This window comes from Gracilibacillus thailandensis, from assembly GCF_010994055.1.
In the GTDB taxonomy this organism is placed as follows: Bacteria; Bacillota; Bacilli; order Bacillales; family Amphibacillaceae; genus Gracilibacillus; species Gracilibacillus lacisalsi.
The window spans coordinates 64,834-86,465 of sequence record NZ_WJID01000011.1; the positions used below are offsets into that span (position 1 = coordinate 64,834).

At 38.4% G+C, this 21,632-nt stretch carries 17 protein-coding genes and 1 riboswitch; of the genes, 3 read left to right on the forward strand and 14 right to left on the reverse strand.

What is annotated here, in order from left to right:
- Nucleotides 1–147: 147 nt before the first annotated feature.
- From rnr to secG, 3 genes are all read right to left on the reverse strand, one after another.
- Complete coding sequence (gene rnr, locus GH715_RS05100) at nt 148–2,427, reverse strand: ribonuclease R (RefSeq protein WP_153834508.1); 2,280 nt, start codon at nt 2,425–2,427, stop codon at nt 148–150.
- Nucleotides 2,428–2,514: 87 nt separating this feature from the next.
- Nucleotides 2,515–3,255, reverse strand: a complete 741-nt coding sequence (locus GH715_RS05105; RefSeq protein ID WP_153834507.1) for an alpha/beta hydrolase — start codon at nt 3,253–3,255, stop codon at nt 2,515–2,517.
- Between the two features lie 168 nt (nt 3,256–3,423).
- Nucleotides 3,424–3,654 carry a preprotein translocase subunit SecG gene (gene secG / locus GH715_RS05110; RefSeq protein WP_018930939.1) on the reverse strand — a complete coding sequence of 77 codons (231 nt, stop codon included), beginning with the start codon at nt 3,652–3,654 and terminating at the stop codon, nt 3,424–3,426.
- A 337-nt stretch (nt 3,655–3,991) separates the two neighbouring features.
- Between secG and GH715_RS05115 the strand changes: the two genes are divergently transcribed.
- From GH715_RS05115 to ptsP, 3 genes are all read left to right on the forward strand, one after another.
- The gene (locus tag GH715_RS05115; RefSeq protein WP_163578458.1) at nt 3,992–4,939 is read left to right on the forward strand and encodes an alpha/beta hydrolase; all 948 of its coding nucleotides are present in this window, start codon (nt 3,992–3,994) and stop codon (nt 4,937–4,939) included.
- 103 nt (nt 4,940–5,042) lie between these two features.
- Nucleotides 5,043–5,312 (forward strand): phosphocarrier protein HPr, encoded by a 270-nt coding sequence (locus tag GH715_RS05120; RefSeq protein WP_018930942.1) that lies wholly within the window; start codon nt 5,043–5,045, stop codon nt 5,310–5,312.
- Nucleotides 5,313–5,319: 7 nt separating this feature from the next.
- On the forward strand, nt 5,320–7,035 hold the full coding sequence (gene ptsP / locus GH715_RS05125) for a phosphoenolpyruvate--protein phosphotransferase (protein ID WP_153834506.1): 1,716 nt from the start codon (nt 5,320–5,322) through the stop codon (nt 7,033–7,035).
- Nucleotides 7,036–7,914: 879 nt separating this feature from the next.
- Here the strand turns inward: ptsP and GH715_RS05130 are convergent.
- The 11 genes from GH715_RS05130 to GH715_RS05180 form a co-directional block, all read right to left on the reverse strand.
- A complete protein-coding gene (locus tag GH715_RS05130) occupies nt 7,915–9,948 on the reverse strand; it encodes an iron ABC transporter permease (RefSeq protein ID WP_153834505.1) in 2,034 nt (677 codons plus the stop codon).
- A 6-nt stretch (nt 9,949–9,954) separates the two neighbouring features.
- A complete protein-coding gene (locus GH715_RS05135; RefSeq protein WP_153834504.1) occupies nt 9,955–10,974 on the reverse strand; it encodes an ABC transporter substrate-binding protein in 1,020 nt (339 codons plus the stop codon).
- Nucleotides 10,975–11,437: 463 nt separating this feature from the next.
- On the reverse strand, nt 11,438–12,724 hold the full coding sequence (gene eno / locus GH715_RS05140) for a phosphopyruvate hydratase (RefSeq protein ID WP_018930946.1): 1,287 nt from the start codon (nt 12,722–12,724) through the stop codon (nt 11,438–11,440).
- 24 nt (nt 12,725–12,748) lie between these two features.
- Nucleotides 12,749–14,287 carry a 2,3-bisphosphoglycerate-independent phosphoglycerate mutase gene (gene gpmI, locus GH715_RS05145; RefSeq protein ID WP_153834503.1) on the reverse strand — a complete coding sequence of 513 codons (1,539 nt, stop codon included), beginning with the start codon at nt 14,285–14,287 and terminating at the stop codon, nt 12,749–12,751.
- A complete protein-coding gene (tpiA, locus tag GH715_RS05150) occupies nt 14,284–15,042 on the reverse strand; it encodes a triose-phosphate isomerase (RefSeq protein WP_153834502.1) in 759 nt (252 codons plus the stop codon). The genes gpmI and tpiA overlap by 4 nt, the downstream gene beginning before the upstream one ends.
- Nucleotides 15,043–15,062: 20 nt before the next feature.
- Nucleotides 15,063–16,244, reverse strand: coding sequence for a phosphoglycerate kinase (locus GH715_RS05155; RefSeq protein ID WP_153834501.1), 1,182 nt, complete (start codon nt 16,242–16,244; stop codon nt 15,063–15,065).
- Nucleotides 16,245–16,378: 134 nt separating this feature from the next.
- On the reverse strand, nt 16,379–17,386 hold the full coding sequence (gene gap, locus GH715_RS05160) for a type I glyceraldehyde-3-phosphate dehydrogenase (protein WP_018930950.1): 1,008 nt from the start codon (nt 17,384–17,386) through the stop codon (nt 16,379–16,381).
- A 38-nt stretch (nt 17,387–17,424) separates the two neighbouring features.
- Nucleotides 17,425–18,453 (reverse strand): sugar-binding transcriptional regulator, encoded by a 1,029-nt coding sequence (locus GH715_RS05165; protein WP_153834500.1) that lies wholly within the window; start codon nt 18,451–18,453, stop codon nt 17,425–17,427.
- 117 nt (nt 18,454–18,570) lie between these two features.
- Nucleotides 18,571–18,825 carry a glutaredoxin family protein gene (locus GH715_RS05170; RefSeq protein WP_153834499.1) on the reverse strand — a complete coding sequence of 85 codons (255 nt, stop codon included), beginning with the start codon at nt 18,823–18,825 and terminating at the stop codon, nt 18,571–18,573.
- 655 nt (nt 18,826–19,480) lie between these two features.
- Entirely contained in the window at nt 19,481–20,443 is a 963-nt protein-coding gene (locus GH715_RS05175; protein ID WP_163578460.1) for an L-lactate dehydrogenase, read from the reverse strand.
- A gap of 85 nt (nt 20,444–20,528) precedes the next feature.
- Nucleotides 20,529–21,446, reverse strand: coding sequence for an alpha-hydroxy-acid oxidizing protein (locus GH715_RS05180; protein ID WP_153834498.1), 918 nt, complete (start codon nt 21,444–21,446; stop codon nt 20,529–20,531).
- Between the two features lie 77 nt (nt 21,447–21,523).
- Nucleotides 21,524–21,631: riboswitch (SAM riboswitch) on the reverse strand.
- Between the last annotated feature and the right edge of the window lies 1 nt (nt 21,632).

The window sequence follows — 21,632 nt, forward strand, 5'->3', positions numbered from 1 at the left end:
GTTCCTCCTATTGCTACGTAAAGCCTATTTTAACAAAAAATTGAGAAACGTGCGAATGGTTAGTTAAAATTTTCTAAGAAAGATTGATTATTTCCCAACCTTCAACAGCTGGAATAAGCAAGATCCCAGCTGCATCGGTAAACTTAATCATTTATTCTTCTTCTTTTTACTACCTTTTTTCTTTTTCTTGCCATTTGCTGCTGATTTTTGAGATTTTTTTGCTGTCTTCTTTAATCCACCATTACCACGCTTGGCATTGATGACTTTTTCTTCATTAGAAGGTTTCTTTTTTCTCGGCGACATTCCAACAATCTCAAAGTCAACAGCGCGTTCATCTAGATTGACTTGTGCAACTTTTATCGTGATGGCATCACCTACTTGAAATACATTACCGGTTCTTTCCCCGATCATTGCATAAGCCCGCTCGTCAAAATGATAATAGTCATCCGTTAAATAGCTAACATGCACAAGACCTTCCACCGTATTTGGCAGTTCTACAAACAGACCAAAGTTTGTAACAGAGCTAATCACACCTTCGTACTCTTCGCCTATTTTATCTTGCATGTATTCTGCTTTTTTCAAGTCATCTACTTCACGTTCAGCATCCACTGCAGCTCTTTCTTTTAAGGAAGCTTGTTTGGCAATGACTGGCATCTTATCTTTCCAGTGCTGCCTTGTCTGTTCATCTAATTTGTTTTCGATGAGATAGGTCCTGATTAACCGATGAACAATTAAGTCCGGATATCTTCGGATCGGGGAAGTAAAATGCGTATAAAACTCAGTTGCTAACCCAAAATGTCCGATCCCCTGCGGATCATATTTCGCTTGTTTCATCGAGCGTAACATTAGTTTAGAAATAATCATATCTTCATCTGTTCCCGCTACTTCATCTAAAACATTTTGTAATGCTTGCGGGTGGATTTCATTCGATGTTCCTTTCACGACATAACCGAATCTTGCGATAAATTCAAAGAATGTTTGCAGTTTAGACGGGTCTGGATCTTCGTGGATACGATGAATAAAAGGAACGTCCATCCAGTGAAAATGCTCTGCTATTGTTTCATTGGCACATAACATAAACTCTTCTATTAAACGTTCTCCTACTGAACGCTCTCGAATCACAACGTCTTGTGCTTTTCCTTCGTCATTTACTAATACTTGTGCTTCTTTAAAATCAAAGTCAATCGCACCTCGTCCAAATCGTTTTCCTCTTAATATCTCGGCTAAATCTTCCATATCTTTAAACATAGGCACTAATGCTTGATAACGATCGATCGTTTCCTGATCATTATCAACTAATATTTGATTGACCGCTTTATACGTCATTCTTTCGGTGGTTTTAATGACTGCCTGGAAAATTTCGTGATTGACTACTTCACCTTTCGGACTAATTTCCATATCACAGCCTAATACGAGACGATCAACCTGTGGATTTAATGAACAAATACCATTAGATAAACGGTGTGGGATCATTGGAATAACTCGGTCAACCAAATAAACACTTGTGCCGCGCTCAAAAGCTTCCTTATCAATAGGAGAATCTTCTTTTACATAATGAGTCACGTCGGCAATGTAAACTCCTAATTTGTAATTACCATTGTCCAACCTTTTAACTGTTACTGCATCATCTAAATCCTTCGCATCTGCTCCATCAATTGTAACAATTGTTTCATCTCTTAAGTCACGACGCCCTTGGACATCTTTTTCGCTTATTTCCTCGGAAATATTTTCCGCTTGTTCTAGTACTTCTGGTGGAAAATCGATCGCAATACCATTTTTATAAATGATCGATAAAATATCCATTCCAGGATCATTTTTATGCCCTAGGATCTCCACCACACTTCCTTCAGCACTCATTCGACCTTCTGGATATTTGGTGATTTCAACAATAACTTTATGACCTTCTACAGCGCCTTTTGCTTCTCCTTTCGGTACAAAGATATCATTTGGTATTCGTTTGTCATCTGCGATAACAAAACCGAATGCACCGTTATCTTCATACGTACCGATAATTTCTTTCGTATAACGTTCAATAATCCTAACGACGACGCCTTCCGCTCTTTTTCCATCATCATCACGTCGATCGACACGGACAAAAACCTTATCTCCATTCATAGCAGACGCTAAATCGGCATGATTAATATACACATCCTCCATTCCCTCATCATCCGGGATTAAGAAGGCAAATCCTTTCGCATGCATTTGAATCGTTCCACGGATTAAATTCATTTTTTCTGGTAAGCCATAGCGATTTTTTCGTGTTCGAATTAATTCACCTGATTCTTCCAGATCGTTTAAAGCTTTCATTAATTCTGTAAATTGATCCGCGCCTTCCAATTCTAGAACCTCTTCAATTTCCTGTACCGACAAAGGCTTTGTAGCATTTTCATTAAAATAGTCTCGTATTTGTTGTTGTAATGATTCCATATCGTCACCTCTTTCTCTATTTTCTGCTTTAAAAGTAAGTATATACAGAGATGTCTAGTTCCAGTTGTTTTTCTTATAGTATGGCTATTACCAGTCCAGTGATTCTAAAAATGCAGCCACATCTTCATGTAATTGCTCTTTATCCTTGCTAAATGTAATCGCATGTCCTGCATTTTCATACCATTTAATCTGCTTATTATCAGATTCTACATTTTCATAAATATAATTCGCACTTTCCGGATTAATTATTTCATCATTTGTTGCTTGTACTACGAAAGTCGGTGTGTAAATCATATCTACATTTTCCTTAACACGTGTAATCGACGTTTCAATTTCTCGAAAAAGTTCTTTTGACTCTTCTAATAATTGCTCTACCTCTTCTTCGATTTTGTCATCTTCTTTTCCTTCTAATTGTTTATACTCTTTGGCAAATTTCCGGAAACCTATTGTTAATTGCTGCTCATTGTCAAAGTACATCGGCGAACACATCGTTACTACTCCTTGTAGTGGTGTATTCCCTGCTAGCCGTAAAGCTAATACTCCTCCAAGCGATAAACCTACAACTGCAACCTTTTGATAACCATTATCTTTAAGATGTTGATAAGCTTGTTGAACATCTTCCCACCATTCTTCAGCAGTAACACCTATTAATTCTTCCGGAGACTTGCCATGCCCTCGGTAGATCGGTGCATAACATGTATACCCTTCACCATTTAAATATCTTCCAAGCATTCTCATATCTGCTGAATGACCAGTAAAACCATGTAATAATAATACCGCACGTTCGTCTCCTTCAAACATAAATGGTTCTGGTTGTTTCATCTTCATTTCTATGTAGACTCCTTTCATCAAGCAAGACAGTTGGACTGCCCACATCCTATTAATGTATATTTCCCTTTAATCTTTTTCACATTCCTTTAATGTTTAAACAAAAACATCCTCTGCATTTTTGCAAAGGATGTTTTATTGATGCTATATTAATTTGTCCTTTATTGATTATAATAGATAAGCAATAGCAAAAGTAAGAACAAATAGTAATACACCCGTGATGACTGTTCCACGGTGTAATACTGCATCGACACCTCTTGCTTTTTGCTTCCCGAATAATTGCTCGGCGCCACCTGAAATAGCTCCAGATAGTCCTGCACTCTTTCCGGACTGTAATAATACAAATACGATTAATACGATGGCATCAATAATTAACAAAGTCATTGCAACGGTTAACATGTTGCAAACCCCCCTTAGACGTACAAATACATATTTACAATGTAGCAAAAAGTATACCAAATAGCAAGAGGTTTCTACTAATCATCCCCCTAATGATATAATAAGATGGAATATGAAATAGTGAATGTCCATACAGAGACTGGATAATGTTTGTAGAGCGGACATTTAATCCTTTATTCGAGTCAATTCGGCTTACATTTGCGTTATTTTCAATGAATAGCGGAATAGATGTCCGCATGAACGCTAATTACAGTAATTTTGTCACTAATAACGGAACAAACGTCCGCATTCCACCCAGAATTTATCGGACCAGCTATAGAAAAGGAGCGTGAACAAGGTGAAGAGTGATTCTTTTTGGTTTCGTACGAATGATGACCATGAACTTTTCGTTAAGTGCTGGCAAGGCAGCTCGTCACCAAAGGCAATTATTCAAATTGCTCATGGCATGGTCGAACATATCGAGCGGTATCAGAGCTTTGCGACATACTTAACAGCACACGGATTTACAGTCTATGGTCATGATCATCGTGGACATGGTCACACTGGTGAGCATGCAAACGCACTTGGCTATTTTGCTGAAGCAAACGGGTTTGAGCGTGTCGTACAAGATTGCATCGAACTGACAGAGATGATTGAAGCAAAACATCCACAAGTCCCGATTTTTCTTATTGGACATAGTATGGGATCCTTTATTAGTAGAAGATATATCACGTTAGCACCTGAACGTTTAACAGGAGTTATTCTCGTTGGTACAGGTTTCCAACCAAACGGTTTATTGAAAATTGCCAAACAACTTGCTAAAACAGTCGGCCATATCAAAGGAAAAAATAGAGAAGCAAAATTAATGAATAAACTTACTTTTTTCGGCTATAACAAAAATACAGATAATCAAACGACTTTTGATTGGATATGTTCTGATCAAAATGAAGTTGAAAAATATCAACAAGATAAATGGTGTGGCTTTATCCCGAGCAATCAGTTTTTTTACGATTTATATACTGGATTACAATTAATTCAATCGAAAGATACAACTGATACCATTCCAAAATATCTTCCATTGTATTTTATAAGTGGAAAAGAAGACCCTGTCGGACAATATGGACAAGGGGTAAAAAAAGTAGTTGCATTTTACCGTTCTATTGGTTTGAAACAGGTTGACTATCATTTATATGAAAAGGGAAGGCACGAAATTTTAAATGAAACCAACAAAAAAGAGATATTTCACGATATTGTCACATGGATTGAAAAGCAAATGGCTTGTCACAACTTTACACAATCTTTATAATAAGCATGTTACTTTATAATTTCCCTTGAAATATAACCTATAGAAAGAGTAAAATTAGGTTGTAGTACTATCTAAATATAATTTTATTAGGAGGTTTTTCTTTATGGCAGTAGAAAAAACAGTAACAATCACAGATGAAACAGGAGTTCACGCACGTCCAGCAACAGTACTAGTGAATAAAGCAGGTAGCTTTGCATCTGATATGAACTTAGAATATAACGGGAAATCCATTAACTTAAAATCAATTATGGGTGTTATGTCTCTAGGTATTCCTCAAGGTGCTGAAATCAAAATCGTTGCAGACGGTTCTGATGAACAAGAAGCACTAGACGCAGTTGTTGAGGTTATCAAATCAGAAGGTCTAGGAGAGTAATTCATACATGAGTCAATTAACAGGTATAGCAGCATCTAATGGAATTGCGATTGCTAAAGCTTACAAGCTCGCTATTCCAGACCTTTCTTTTGACAAAAAGAAAGTAGATGATACAACAAGTGAAATTGAGCGCTTAACGAAAGCGTTGGAAGTTTCTAAATCAGAATTAGAAAAAATTAAAGAGCATGCTCGTACCTCCTTAGGAGACGAGCATGCGGAAATTTTTTCTGCTCATTTACTAGTACTAGGTGATCCTGAGCTCATTAATCCAATCAAGGATAAGATTGAGTCAGAACAAGTCAATGCGGAATTTGCATTAGATGAAACAGCACAAATGTTTATTGACATGTTCGAAAATATGGACAATGAATATATGAGAGAACGTGCTGCTGATATCAAGGATGTCACGAAACGAGTTATGGCACATTTATTAGAGGTTTCATTCCCGAACCCTGCCTTAATAGATGAAGAAGTAATTGTCATTGCGGAAGACTTAACTCCATCTGATACGGCACAATTAAATAAACAATTTGTGCAAGGTTTTACAACGAATATTGGTGGCCGTACTTCTCACTCCGCCATCATGGCCCGCTCTTTAGAAATTCCAGCAGTAGTTGGAACCAAAACGATTACAGAGCAAGCAAAAGAAGGCGACATCTTAATCGTCGATGGTATTGATGGTGCAGTCATTATCAATCCAACAGAAGATGAAGTGCAAGAATATCGAAAGAAACAAGAAGATTTTGAAAAGCAGAAACAAGAATGGGCTAAACTGAAAGATGAGCCTACTGTTTCTAAAGACGGTACACATGTTGAATTAGTAGCTAACATTGGAACACCAAACGATGTAGAAGGTATTATCAACAATGGTGGTGAAGGTGTTGGTTTATATCGTACTGAATTCTTATACATGGGTAAAAATGAACTTCCAACAGAAGATGAGCAATTTGATGCTTATAAATCGGTATTGGAACAAATGGGAGACAAGCCTGTAGTCGTTCGTACACTGGATATCGGTGGAGATAAAGAGCTTCCATATTTAGAATTACCGGATGAAATGAACCCATTCCTTGGTTATCGTGCCATCCGTCTTTGTCTAGAACGTGATGATATTTTCCGTACACAACTACGCGCACTACTTCGTGCAAGTACATACGGAAATTTAAAAATTATGTTCCCAATGATTGCAACACTGGATGAATTCCGTCAAGCGAAAGCTATTCTATTGGAAGAAAAAGAAAACTTGACGAATGAAGGAACAGAAGTATCAGAGAATATCGAAGTTGGTATTATGGTTGAGATTCCTTCCACTGCAGTTATTGCACGTCAATTTGCCAAAGAAGTTGACTTTTTCAGTATTGGAACAAATGACTTAATTCAGTATACATTAGCAGCTGACCGTATGAATGAACGAGTAAGCTACTTATACCAACCATATCACCCAGCAATCCTTAACCTTGTCAATAATGTGATTGAAGCAGCACATGCCGAAGGTAAATGGGCTGGAATGTGTGGGGAAATGGCTGGTGATTCCATCGCCATTCCGATTCTACTTGGATTAGGTCTTGATGAATTTAGTATGAGTGCAACATCCATCTTGCCTGCTCGTACACAAATTAAAGACCTATCGAAAGAAGAATTGGCTTCATACAAGGATCAGCTTCTAAGTATGGATACAGCAGATGAAGTAGAAGCATTTGTCCGTGAAAAAACGAATCAATAATCGCGAAAGCGACTCAGAATTTTATTCTGGGTCGTTTTTTTAATTAATTATAAGGAAAGTATATAACCATTGATATCACAACTTTTATAAGCAAGTATGATAGGAAAAGGTGATTCATCACGTATATTTTAAGAAACAAGAATAGTTATACATATGGAGTTGCTGTTTTGAAAGCTAGCTAGTGCAAGTCAACCGCTCCGGCTGCCCGCTTCCCTTTCCGTGGGGTTTTACCTTCAGCTAACTTTTCCAAGCAAAAACCGCTTGAAAAAGTGGATCTTCAGGTAAAACAGTTCCCACAGGAGTTGAAGCGGGCGGCCTTCGCTATAAAGCAGCGCTACAACGTATGTGACAGCTTACTTTTTAAGGTTTTATACAATGTGAAATAAAAGACGTAATGTCCATACGTTAAAACAATGTAGAACGTTATTTAGCGTAGGCGTCCACTTCGACTCCTGTGGGATCAGCGTGATCTGAAGATCCACTTTTGTAAAGCGATCTTCTTTACAAAAGTTAGCTGAAGACACGCCCCACGGAAAGCGGAGTGGGCAAGCCGTAGCGGTTGTTACGCCCAATATCCATCTCAAAATAACTACTTTATACCATCGATCTATTATTTTGGTCAATGAAAAGGACCGGGTGGGCTTTCCCGTTTTATCTTATGTATGTGCTACTTTCATTAAAATAAAGCGCATACATGAATATCCTACCAAGTATTCTAATACGAAATAGTAATAATTGCAATCGTTTTCTATTTAATACAGTGCTAGCCCTCCCCACTTCAAGCTTCAAGTAAATCGAGGAAGCTCAAAGTGGCGGATAAAGAGATGCTAACACCCTGTTAAGTTTCGCTAGTGATCAATGGGTTAAATCCCGCACTGATCATAGTCTCACTTTATTTGATCGATTCATTAACCATAAGAAATAAGGTGCTCCGATGATCGCTACTATAATTCCTGAAGGGATTTCTTTAGGCACTAATAGCGTTCTACTTAATACGTCAGCAACCATGAGAATGACACCACCTAACAATGCTGTGGTGAAAAACAAATGCTTATGTGCCGGACCTAACAACAAACGAGCAACATGTGGTGCAATTAACCCAACAAATCCTATTGTACCAACCGTTGCAACACTTGCAGCTGCTACAACAGAAGCTAATAATGCTAAATAAAACCGCGTCTTCAATACCGATAACCCTAACCCTTTTGCTGTATCATCTCCCAGTCCTAATGTATGAATCCGGTCACTGACTAAATAGACAATGGGGACAAGAATGATCAGTGGTCCAACTAAATAATATACCAATTCCGACCAACTTTTTGCATAGGTCGTGCCAGATAACCAAGTTAAGGCAGATGCTACTGCCATATCTGAACGAACTATCATAATTTGAATCACAGCTGAACCAAATGCAGATATACCGATACCAAGTAATGCTAACAAAGCCGGCTGGAATTCGGCACGATAAGCAAGGACCATAACAACTATAAAGGCTACAATTGCACCAATAAACGCACCTAACGGAACCCATACGGCCGAAATAGAACCAATATAGAGGAAAATTAATGCTCCTACACCAGCTCCTGATGTAATACCAATTACAGATGGATCTGCTAGTGGATTACGTAATACCCCCTGAAAAATATAGCCACTAATCGCTAACAACACACCACTTACTGCAGCAACTAATAACCTTGGTAGTCGTAAATCAAGCACCATATTTTTAATAAAATCATCATTGTTTAAAAAGAGCGCCTGAAAGGTCTGAATTAATTGGATACCATTATTTCCAGTAGAAATACCGACAAATAAAATCATTACTGCAATCAAACTAAGGATGAGAATTCCCCATTTTTGGATCACTGGCGAATTAATTTGCCCTGCTAGTATACCTGTATCCTTGCTACTATATTTCTTGTTTTGCTTATTCATAATTAGCCAGATTAACCACGGAGCACCAATAAATGCTGTAATAGCTCCTACAGGCAACTCGGAAAAAGACGGATCTAATATTCTAGCAAGGACATCAGCACCTATTAAGACAACTGCTCCCCATAAAAAAGAAGCTAAAATGACTACATAATGCTTTTGAAAACCTAATAATTTAATTAGATGAGGTGCAATCAACCCGACAAACCCGATCGGTCCAACCACACTGACGGTTACTGAGGTGAGAAAAACAGCAATTATTACCGTGACGATTCTGATTCGCTGTACTTTTTGTCCTAAGCCAGTCGCTACTTCTTCTCCCAATTGAAACAAGTCTAAAGATTTCGCAATCCATAAAGAGCCTATAAGTCCAAATATGATAAAAGGTAAGGCAAATTGTACACCTTGCCAGTTATTTTGCACGAGTGTTCCTGATCCCCATAAAAATAGACCAGCTGTCTCATTTTCAAAAAAGATCTGTAATAGCGAAGTAAAAGCGGAGAACATCATCGTAATAACCATGCCCGCTAATACCATTTTGACAGGATTCGCATTAGCCACACCCGCCAACGTATATACAAGAACTGCTGTTAAAATACCGCCTAGAAAAGCAACTAATAAGCCACTCCAACCACTTGTTGCTGAAATAAATACACTAGCAAATACGACCGCAAAATAAGAGCCAGAATGAATCCCCAAGGTACTGGCAGATGCTAACGGATTTTTCGTTATCGTTTGCAAAAGCACTCCAGACACTGCTAATGCGCCACCTGCCAATATACCAATAACTGCTCGTGGCATGCGTAGAAAACGAACGGTATGGTGTTCCAACTGATCTTCCGGCCAGAAAATTGCATTAAAAATAGTAGAGGGCGCAATCGAGACACTACCTTGATTCATATGTATAAATAATAAGAAAAGCAAAAGGACGGTTCCACCACCAAAGGTCAGAACCGCTCTTGCTATATAACTCTGTTTTGACATCCGTTATCACTTCTCTTGTTTTAATGCTTCCTTAATTTGATTCGCAAAAACTTCGGCAGATAATGGACCACCAAATGTCCATGTATCACCTGGCAATTGATATGTTCGATCTTCTTTCACAAATGCAAGCTCTTCCCACGCAGGATTCCCTGCCAATTGATTAGTGAAGACATTATCATCTTCCTGCACAATATAGAAGAAATGAGCATCTTGAGCAGTCTGTAATGATTCTACACTAGTTTCATCAAAACCGTAAAGTTGGAACCCTTCTGACTGGTAGGCATTTTCCAAACCGATTTTAGTCATAATTTCCGTTGCCATCGCATTATCTTTAAATAATCGAATAACAGGAGAGTTATCAGAGCTATATGCCTGTGATAGTACAAAATCAGTATTCTCTATACCTGCTTCCGCAATTTCTGCTTCGATATCCTGATAACTTTGATCCAATTCAGTTAAAATTTCGTCTGCTTGCTCTTCTTTTTGAACAAGTTTAGCCATTTCCTTGAAAGTAGCTTCCATTTCTTCATATTGTGTACCTTCTCCTTCGTCAGGATATGGATTATAAGCTAATGTTGGTGCAATATCTTCTAAACTGTCCATAATCGCTTCATGACGATAATTAGCAGTAATAATAACATCTGGATCTAAGGCATGTATAGCTTCCAAATTTGGTTCCTGACGAGTCCCTACATCTTCTACTTCCTCATCTAATTCAGGTTCTATGTTAACCCATGATTGGTATCCTTCGATATCAGCCATACCCACTGGTTGCACACCAAGCGCCAATAAATCTTCCGCATAAACCCACTCTAATACAACAATACGTTTTGGCACTTCATCAAATGTATGCTCTCCATGAACGTCTGAGACAGTAATAGCACCACTCTCTGCAGCTGCTTCATCCTCTGTATTTGGTTCTTCCTGATTTTGCTCCTCTTCTGTTTCACTGTTGTCAGTTCCACAAGCAACAATAAAGATACTAACGAGCAATCCCAGCATTAATAGCAATAGTCCCTTTTTCATAAAAAGTTTGTCCCCTCTCTTATGTATTTATTCTAATTGAAAAAGATTATCATTTACAACCACATTCATATTACACTCCCATCTGTAAACTGTCAAGAAGAATTTGCATTGCTCACAACATAATAGGTATCATGGTAGCTAAGCTTTGATTATATGAACAGAGGTATAATACCAGGAAAAGTACTGAATGTAACTGTAAGATTTCCCGGTAAAACCGGCTTAACCGGGAAATAGGTCGATAAAACTGAAGGTTTTTACCGATAAAACTGTTTTTAACGGAAAATCTATCAAATAAAATCAGGGATTTTTCCATTAATAAAATGACCGACAGATCGAGGTTAGTCGGGGTTGTGGGAATTAACTTCTGCAGCTCGAAACCAACTAATGTACAAATTTTATACATTCTAATCCTAAAACAAAAACAGCACCTCCTATTGGGGTGCTGTTTTAATCATGCTATTGCTTATTTGTTTAAGTTGTAGAATGCTGTCTTTCCAGCGTATTTTGCTGTTCCTACTAGTTCGTCTTCGATACGAAGTAGTTGGTTGTATTTCGCAACACGGTCAGTACGAGATGGAGCACCTGTTTTGATCTGTCCAGCGTTAGTTGCAACAGCGATATCTGCGATTGTTGCATCTTCTGTTTCACCAGAACGGTGAGAAATAACTGCTGTATATCCAGCGCGTTTTGCCATTTCGATCGCTTCGAAAGTTTCTGTTAGTGTACCGATTTGGTTCACTTTTACAAGGATAGAGTTACCTACACCTTGCTCGATACCTTGTGCAAGACGTTTTGTGTTTGTAACGAATAAGTCGTCTCCAACTAATTGTACACGGTCACCGATACGGTCAGTAAGTAGCTTGTGACCTTCCCAGTCGTTTTCATCTAAACCATCTTCAATAGATACGATTGGGTACTTGTTGATCATTTCCTCATACCACGCAACCATTTCTTCAGAAGTACGAACAACGCCTTCTCCTTTAAGGTTGTACTTGCCATCTTCATAGAATTCAGAAGATGCTACGTCCATTGCAAGCTTCACTTCTTCTCCTGGTTTGTATCCAGCAGCTTCGATTGCTTCAATGATTGTAGAAAGTGCTTCTTCATTTGATTTTAAGTTTGGTGCGAAACCACCTTCGTCACCAACACCAGTGTTGTAGCCTTTTCCACTTAAAACTTTTTTCAAGTTATGGAATACTTCTGCACCCATGCGAAGTGCTTCACGGAATGTTGGAGCACCTACAGGCATAATCATAAATTCTTGAATATCTACGTTGTTATCTGCATGCTCTCCACCGTTAAGGATATTCATCATCGGTGTAGGAAGTGTTGTTGCGTTGAATCCACCTAAGTAAGTGTATAAAGGTACTCCTAAGTAGTCAGCTGCTGCATGTGCTGCTGCCATAGATACACCAAGGATGGCATTCGCACCTAATTTTCCTTTGTTTTCTGTACCATCAAGTTCTAATAGTAGTTGGTCAATCACAACTTGACGAGTTACGTCGATACCTAATAATTCAGGTGCAATTACTTCATTAACATTTTCTACAGCTTTTAAAACACCTTTTCCTAAGTAACGGTCTTTATCACCATCACGTAATTCAACTGCTTCGTGTTCACCAGTAGACGCACCACTTGGAACTAGTGCAGAACCGAATGCTCCTGCTTCTGTGAAAATTTCAACTTCAACTGTTGGGTTACCACGAGAATCTAATACTTCGCGTGCATAAACATCTGTAATGTAAGGCATAATTTAAAACTCTCCTTTATAATATTATTTTTGAATAAGGCTTTCGCCTGTCATCTCTTTTGGTTTTTCTACGTTTAATAAATCTAATAATGTTGGTGCTAGATCAGCTAGAATTCCACCATCACGCAACTCTACACCATCTTTTGTCACGATGACTGGCACCGGATTGGTTGTATGAGCTGTCATTGGATCACCATCAAGTGTAACTACTTCATCAGAGTTACCATGGTCGGCTGTAATAATCGCTTGGCCGCCTTTTTCAATGATTTTGTCAACCACTTTTCCTAGACATTCATCAACGGTCTCGATTGCCTTAACTGTCGGCTCCAGCATACCAGAGTGACCGACCATATCTGGATTGGCAAAGTTTAAGATGATCGCATTTTGCTCATCTTTATCCAACTCTTCTAATAGGGCATCTGTAACTTCATATGCGCTCATTTCTGGCTTCAAGTCATATGTTGCCACTTTTGGTGAATCGATTAATATACGCTTTTCACCAGGGAATTCTTGCTCACGCCCCCCACTCATGAAGAAAGTAACGTGTGGATACTTTTCCGTTTCAGCAATACGTAATTGATTTAGATCATTTTGTGCTAAGACCTCACCAACCGTATTATCCAAATTAACTGGTTCATAAGCAACATAACCATCGACTGTTTCACTGAAGTTTGTTAAACAAACGAAATGAATATTCTTTGGTGCCTTGTCACCACGGTCAAAATCACGGAAATCTTCATTCGCAAATGTACGTGAAATTTGGATCGCACGGTCTGGACGGAAGTTATAGAAAATCACGGAATCTTCATCTTGAATCGTAGCTTTTGGCTCCCCATTCTCATCTGTAATCACAGACGGAATGACGAATTCATCATAGATTTCATTTTTGTATGAATCTTCTACAACTTCGAACGGATCGGTATATTTAGGTCCTTCTCCATATACCATCGCATCGTAAGACTTTTTAACACGATCCCAACGCTTGTCACGATCCATGGAATAATAGCGTCCAGAAATCGTAGCGAACTCTCCGACACCATATTCATTCATTTTTTCTAAAGCTTGTTCAATATAGATTTTAGCTGATTTTTGATCAACATCACGACCGTCTAAAAAGGCATGTACATATACTTTTTTTAGACCTTTGTCTGCAGCAAGCTTTAATACTGCATACATATGCTCAATATGACTATGTACACCACCATCAGACAACAGTCCGAAAACGTGCAGTGCTTTGTCATTTTTCTTCGCATGTTCTACTGCATTTAGTAATACTTGATTGTCGAAGAAGTCGCCATCTTTAATTGATAAATTAACACGAGTTAAGCTTTGATACACAATACGACCGGCACCAATATTTAGGTGGCCAACTTCTGAGTTACCCATCTGTCCCTCTGGAAGACCAACCGCTTCTCCACAGGCAGTCAATTGGCTTGTTGGGTATTGGTTCCAGTAACGATCAAAGTTTGGTGTATTAGCTTGTTTTACTGCATTTCCTTTTTCTTCATCTCTTAATGCATAACCATCAAGAATGATCAGTGCTGCTAGTTTATTCTGGCTCATTTTGTACCAGCCTCCACTAGCTGTAAGAAGGAATCAGCCTCAAGACTTGCACCACCTACTAATGCCCCATCGATATCAGATTGTGCTAATAATTCGTCCACATTAGCTGGTTTGACACTTCCACCGTATTGAATACGAACAGCGTCAGCTGCTGCAGCAGAAACCGCCTCTGCTACGACTTTACGGATATGTGTACATACTTCGTTAGCTTGTTCAGAAGTAGCTGTTTTTCCTGTTCCAATTGCCCAGATTGGCTCATAAGCAATAATCGTTTCTTTAACCTGCTCTTCTGAAAGGCCTGCAAGTGCTGCTTTTACTTGCTCTTCCACGACAGTCATCGTTTGATTTGCTTCACGTTGTTCTAGTGTTTCACCAACACAAACAATTGGTACTAAGTTATGAGCAAAGGCAGCATGAGCTTTTTTGTTTACTGTTTCATCTGTTTCAGCAAACATTTCACGACGCTCAGAGTGTCCTAGCACTACGTATGTTACACCAATGTCAGCAAGCATACTTGGGCTTACCTCGCCAGTAAATGCACCACTTTCTTCAAAATGCATGTTTTGTGCTGCAACCTCTAGGTCGGTTCCTTTTGTTTTTTCTACTAATGTTGGTAAGTAAGGAAAAGGTGCACAAACTACAGATTCTACCTTGTCATTGCTAGCTACTTTGTCTTTGGTGTCTTCGACAAATTGTACAGCTTCACCTAGTAGTTTATTCATTTTCCAGTTACCTGCAATTACTTTTTTACGCATGTTCTTCACCTCTCCTTTGATTACTTGTCTGTTAGTACACTAACACCAGGCAGTTCTTTACCTTCCATAAATTCTAAGGAAGCACCGCCACCAGTTGAGATGTGGTCCATTTGCTCTGCGTAGTTAAATTTCTCAACTGCTGCTGCAGAATCTCCACCACCAATTACAGTATAACCTTCTGTTTTACTTAGTGCATCTGCGACAGCTTTTGTACCATTAGCAAATGTTTCTAATTCGAATACACCCATTGGTCCATTCCAAATAACAAGCTTAGAATCGCTAACAATATCTGCATATTTTTTGCGAGTTTTTGGCCCAATATCCAATGCTTCTAAATCAGCTGGGATCGAATCAATATCAACGATTTGCGTATTCGCATCATTTGAGAAATCATCGGCAACAACAACATCTTCAGGCATAACAAAATTTACACCTTTGTCTTTAGCTTTTTGCATATATTCTTTCGCTAATTCGATTTTATCTTCTTCTAATAGTGATTTACCAATTTCGTGTCCTAACGCTTTAACAAACGTATAGGCAAGACCACCACCGATGATCAAATTATCGACTTTGTCTAATAAATTATCGATCACACCGATTTTATCTTTTACTTTAGCACCACCGATAATTGCTGTAAATGGACGGTCAGGATCAGACAATGCTTTCCCTAACACTTCTAATTCTCTCTCTAAAAGGAATCCTGCTGCAGATGGAATATGTTCTGCAATACCTGCTGTTGAAGCATGTGCACGGTGTGCTGCACCAAATGCATCGTTTACGAAGTAGTCTGCAAGGCTTGCGAATTCTTTTGCTAGAGCTGGATCATTTTTCGTTTCTCCAGGCTCAAAACGAACATTTTCAATTAATAACAGGTCACCGTCGTCTAGTTGGCTTACTGCTTGGTTTACTTCGTCACCATATACTTGATCTGTTTTAATCACAGATTTGTTGCTTAGATCGCTTAGACGTTTGGCAACTGCATCCATACGTAGTTCTTCGACAACTTCTCCACCTGGACGACCTAAGTGACTGGCAAGGATAACCTTTGCACCTTGTTCTGATAAGTATTTAATAGTTGGTAATGCTGCTTTAATACGTGTATCATCTGTAATTTCGCCGTCTTTCATTGGCACGTTAAAGTCAACACGACAGAATACCTTTTTACCTTTTACGTCAATGTCTTTAATCGTTTGTTTGTTCATTCGAATGAACCTCCTTAAGGACTTGAATATTGCTATCTCGATGGTAGGATGTATGAGACCCACCGTTTAACCTCGTATGAACTTCAGGCAAAAACGGGAGGAGGATCAATCCCCCTCCCGTTCATTTGTTAAGCTTATAGTCCTTGTTTTTTAAGATATGCAGCTAAGTCAACTACACGGCTAGAGTATCCCATTTCATTGTCATACCAAGATACTACTTTTACCATGTTACCTTCCATTACCATTGTAGAAAGTCCATCAATAGTAGAAGAGTTAGTGTTTCCGATATAGTCAACAGATACTAATGGCTCATCAGAGTATCCTAGGATACCTTTTAAGTGACCTTCTGCTGCTTCTTTAAGTGCACCATTTACGTCTTCAACCGTTACTTCTTGATCTAGTTCTGCAACAAGGTCAACTAGTGAACCGTCTGGAGTAGGTACACGCATAGCCATACCATTTAATTTACCTTCTAATTCTGGTAATACTAGAGATACTGCTTTTGCAGCACCAGTAGTTGTTGGAATGATATTTTCAGAAGCTGCACGAGCACGACGATAGTCTTTGTGTGGTAAATCTAGAATTTGTTGGTCGTTAGTATATGAGTGAATAGTAGTCATCATACCGCGTTTTAGACCGAACTTATCGTTTAATACTTTAGCATATGGAGCTAAACAGTTTGTTGTACAAGAAGCGTTAGAAATTACGTGGTGTTTTGCTGGATCGTATTGATCTTCGTTAACACCCATAACTACTGTAATATCTTCTTCTTTTGCAGGTGCAGAAATGATAACTTTTTTCGCACCAGCATCTAAATGTTTAGCTGCTGCATCACGTTGTGTGAAGATACCTGTAGATTCAACAGCGATTTCTACGCCAAGGTTACCCCATGGTAAGTTAGCTGGGTCACGCTCAGAAAGTACTTTAATTTCTTTGCCACCTACAACTAGAGAATCTCCATTAACAGAAACTTCTTCTTCTAGTTTTCCGTGTACAGAGTCATATTTAAGTAGATGTGCAAGCATATTCGCATCAGTTAAGTCATTAACTGCTACTACTTCTACCTCATCATTTTTTAAAGCTTGACGAAAAACGTTACGACCGATACGGCCAAAACCATTAATACCTACTTTTACTGCCATGCTTAATTCCTCCTTAAAGTATCCTTTATAATTTATATTTAAAGGGATGAACCCTTTAACAACTCTTGTGCTGCCGCTTCGTCTGTGATCAATACATTACTTTTCCCTTGCTTAAAGTAAGATTGAATGGCTTTTGCTTTCGAAGAACCACCAGCTACAGCAATAACATATTGCGCTTGTTCGAGTTCCTCTAATTGCATACCTACAGTGCGTACCTTATAAACGACTTCTCCTTGCTCATCAAGGTAATAGCCAAAGGCTTCACTCACAGCGTTACCACTTCTTAATTTATTTAATACTTGTTCAGAAGCTTTACGGCGTTTTGCCATCGTAAATGCGTCACCAATACTGTGCAAGACTATTTTAGTTTCATGAATCATTTCTAAAATATCCTTAATAGCTGGTTCTTCAATGATGGAATGGTATGTTTCTTCACTTAACGGGTCAGGAACATATAACATCCGATAATTACCATTTGCTTTTTTAGCCATCTGTGCACAAATGGTATTAGCTTGATTTTCTACTTGTTCTCCTAAACCGCCTCTTGCTGGAACAAACGTACAATTCGCAGCATGTTTTAATGGTTTCATCTGATTAGCTACTTCCGCCATCGATGTGCCACCTGTAACTGCTATTGTTTGATTGGAAGTTAATATGGAACTTAAAAACTGCACACATGCTTTCCCCATGTCCTGCTTTACAGATTGTTGTGTGTCACTATTTCCCGATACGATAATGACATGCTCCAATTGTAATTTATCCTTAATTTGAGATTCTAAAACACGAAATTCGGAAATTTCACTCATAAACGAGGACAACTTCTCAATAATCGTATCCCCTTCATCTGTAACCTGCATTCCTTTAGAGGTTACCATTATAAAACCATGCTTGCTTAAAAACTCAATCTCACTACGAACAACTCGTTCTTTTAGTTTGATATTGTCAGCTAAGCTACGGCGTCCGATTGGTTGCATCATTTGTATGTAATGAAGTATTTTGTATCGTTTCTGCATGATATCGAGTAAATCTGGGTACAATTTTTCTTGAATATCTAATAAATCCTTCAATCGGAAACGCTCCTTTATCATTTACCGGGGAGTTTTTGTCCCTCCTAGTCGCATTTCGTCCCACTTAGAACAAAAAAATAACTTCCATAATTATTGTATCAAATGGCTTAACATCTCTCAACTATTTTCTGAATTATTTTTCTTCTTTAGATAACTTTCGATCTTTTTCATGTCGACTAGCTCCATATCGACAATCGTATCTTCATGTTTAATGACAGGGATCATGAGATGATAAGCTTCTAGCAGTACATCATCATTATAAATATTAATTTCTTCAATTTCAAATAAATAGTCTTGTTGCAGCATCTCCAATGTTGCTTTCGCCTGGTCGCAAAGACTACAATTTTTTTTCCCGTAAAGTTTTAATTTCATCATTACCACCCCTTGACTTTATTAGAAAACCTCGACAAAACCTGCTCTACGTAGAAGTGGTAGATAAAAACTGCGAAGTATTAAAAGGTGAAAAAGTGCGGCATTCTCCCATTCTGATTAATGATGAGTGCTCACATGCGCTCCGGCAGAATACTGCGCTTTCCGTGGGCTCGGCTTCAGCTAACTTGGTGAAGAAAGGCACTTCACCAAGTGGATCTTCAGCTCTCGCTGTCCCACAGGAGTCTCCGTATTCTGCCTACGCTATGATAGATGTTCTATCTTATGAAAGTGGAGATCCATAGGAAGTCATTCGATAGGTTCCTCTTGTAAAAATCAGAACTCTACACTAAGCAGAGGCAAGATACGCAGACTCCTACGGGAACAGCGCAAGCCGAAGACCCCGTGATGCACCTGCATCTTCTAGTAACGCTTCGAAGTGGCTTCCTCGGTGCAAGGGAGCAAAGAAGATAATTCCAAGTAGTTCCCTGGCTAAGGCCGTGCCCGTGGAAAGCAAAGTATCTTGCCGGAGCGAATGGTAGCACTCATCAAAATTGAGAAATGGATGAAGGCAGATCTAAAAAGTATAACTTCGTAGTATATGTTTCTTGTGTACCAATCTTTAAACTTTCAGATTTTATCAGGAAATTCCGTGTGATTATTTTATAGCTTTCATTCCTGTATCGATCATTTCCTGAATCACTTCTGCTGATTGGTGAAGTTGTTGATTTTCTTTCTTTGTCAGTTCTAATTCTATTACTTCACGGATGCCATTTTCATTTAGCAGTACTGGCACACCTAGATAGAGATCATTCAATCCGTATTGTCCCTCTAATTTTGCGGAAACAGTTAAAATGGCGTTTTCGTTGTTTAAAATCGCTTTTGTTAAGCGGACCAATCCTAGACCTATACCGTAATAGGTTGCTCCCTTTCGTTCAATAATATGATAAGCTGCATCTCGAACGTTCTCAAATATCTCTGTCATGGCTTGATTTTGATAAAAGTTATCGATACCTGCATATTGACTTAAAGGTACACCACCTATTTGTACATGACTCCAGACCGGCAGTTCCGAATCACCGTGCTCACCAATGATATAAGCATGTACATTACGTGGATCGACTTCAAAGTGTTCTCCTAATAAATAACGGAAACGTGCAGTATCCAGGATCGTTCCAGAACCTATGACACGCTCCTTCGGCAAGCCTGATATTTCTCTTGTCAAATGTGTTAAAATATCCACCGGATTGGTCGCAACTACAAAGATGCCTTGGAAGTCAACATCCATGACTTTTTCGATAATACCTTTAAATATTTTTGCATTCTTCGTCACAAGATCTAACCTAGTTTCACCCGGTTTTTGATTGGCACCTGCTGTAATAACAACTAAATCTGCATTATGGCACTCTTGATAATCTCCTGCTTTGATACGCATCGGATTACCAAACGCCATGCCATGATTTAAGTCACGTGCTTCTCCCTCTGCTTTTGCTTGATCCAAATCGATCAGGACTAATTCATTAACAACACCTTGATTTAATAGCGCATACGCATAACTAGTACCGACTAAGCCTGTTCCAATAATAACTACTTTTCTTAATTTCGTTTTACGTATTGCCACAAAAAACCATTCCTTCCATCCAAAAATGGGATATAGTTATACTATATCCCATTTTCACTACTTATGAAACAATGATATTCGAAAATTATGTGAATAGTTGAGCAATAACTTCTTCTGCGCCCAAAACTCCTGATGTCGATAATCCGTAAATATAACTCTTCCGGATCGAAATAGCATCAGCACCTTGTTGTAAATAGCGGTTTAATTCATCTTTTGACTTCACTTCTGCTTCAACAACAACGGTTAATTTTTCACTTGCGATAATATTAATCTGTTCTAGTAATTCCAGATTAGATGCATTAATATTGGACAAGATAATCCCATCAACTTGCTGTTCCAGACTTGAACGAACATCATCTAATGATAAGTCTCCATAAACAAAGATCGGTAAATTTGTAAATTGTTTTATATATTGAATCTCTTCCCACTTAATAGAGCGTTTTTGATATTCTTGTGCCACTTGTTCTGCCAGTGGGCTTTTATTTGCATAATTTTTCTTAGCAAAAATTGGATCTACAACAAAGTTGGTAGTTCCTTTCACTAGCTGATCTGCTTTTAAATGAATTTCATCTTTGGATATAGATAAAATAATTGCCTGATAGCCTGCTAGTTCAGCACGCTGAATAAAATGTTTAGTAAGTTCTAAATCTTGAAAAATATGAGCTTGGAACCATAGTTCACTACTTGGAACAGCATCTCTAATTTCTTCAATGCTATAGGATGAATGACTGCTAACAATAAAAGGTACACCCTGCTTACTGGCAGCTTTTGCAGTTGCTAATTCTCCATCTTCGTGAAAATAAGTCTGTGCACCAACTGCACCTAATAATAGCGGAGAAATTTTTAATTTAGACGGTGAATTGCTATCAAGTATAAATGATGTAGCATTTGCTTTTTTGGATGTTATTTGATCTAAATATAATTTAGCTGCTTTGGATAATTGCTTTTCAGCTACTTCCTCTAGACTAGCTACAAAATTTCCCTTTACATTTGTTTTTACCATGTTATATGCCTCCTAATAATTTAGGGAAACAAAAAAGCCCCTCTTGATAAACAAGAGAGACTAAAGCTATTATCTCCCTCTTATTTTTCAAACTAAAGTTTGCAGGATTTAGCACCTTTTAAGCATGGATAGCTTAAGGTTGCCGGGTTTCATCGGGCCAGTCCCTCCACCACTCTTCATAAGAGT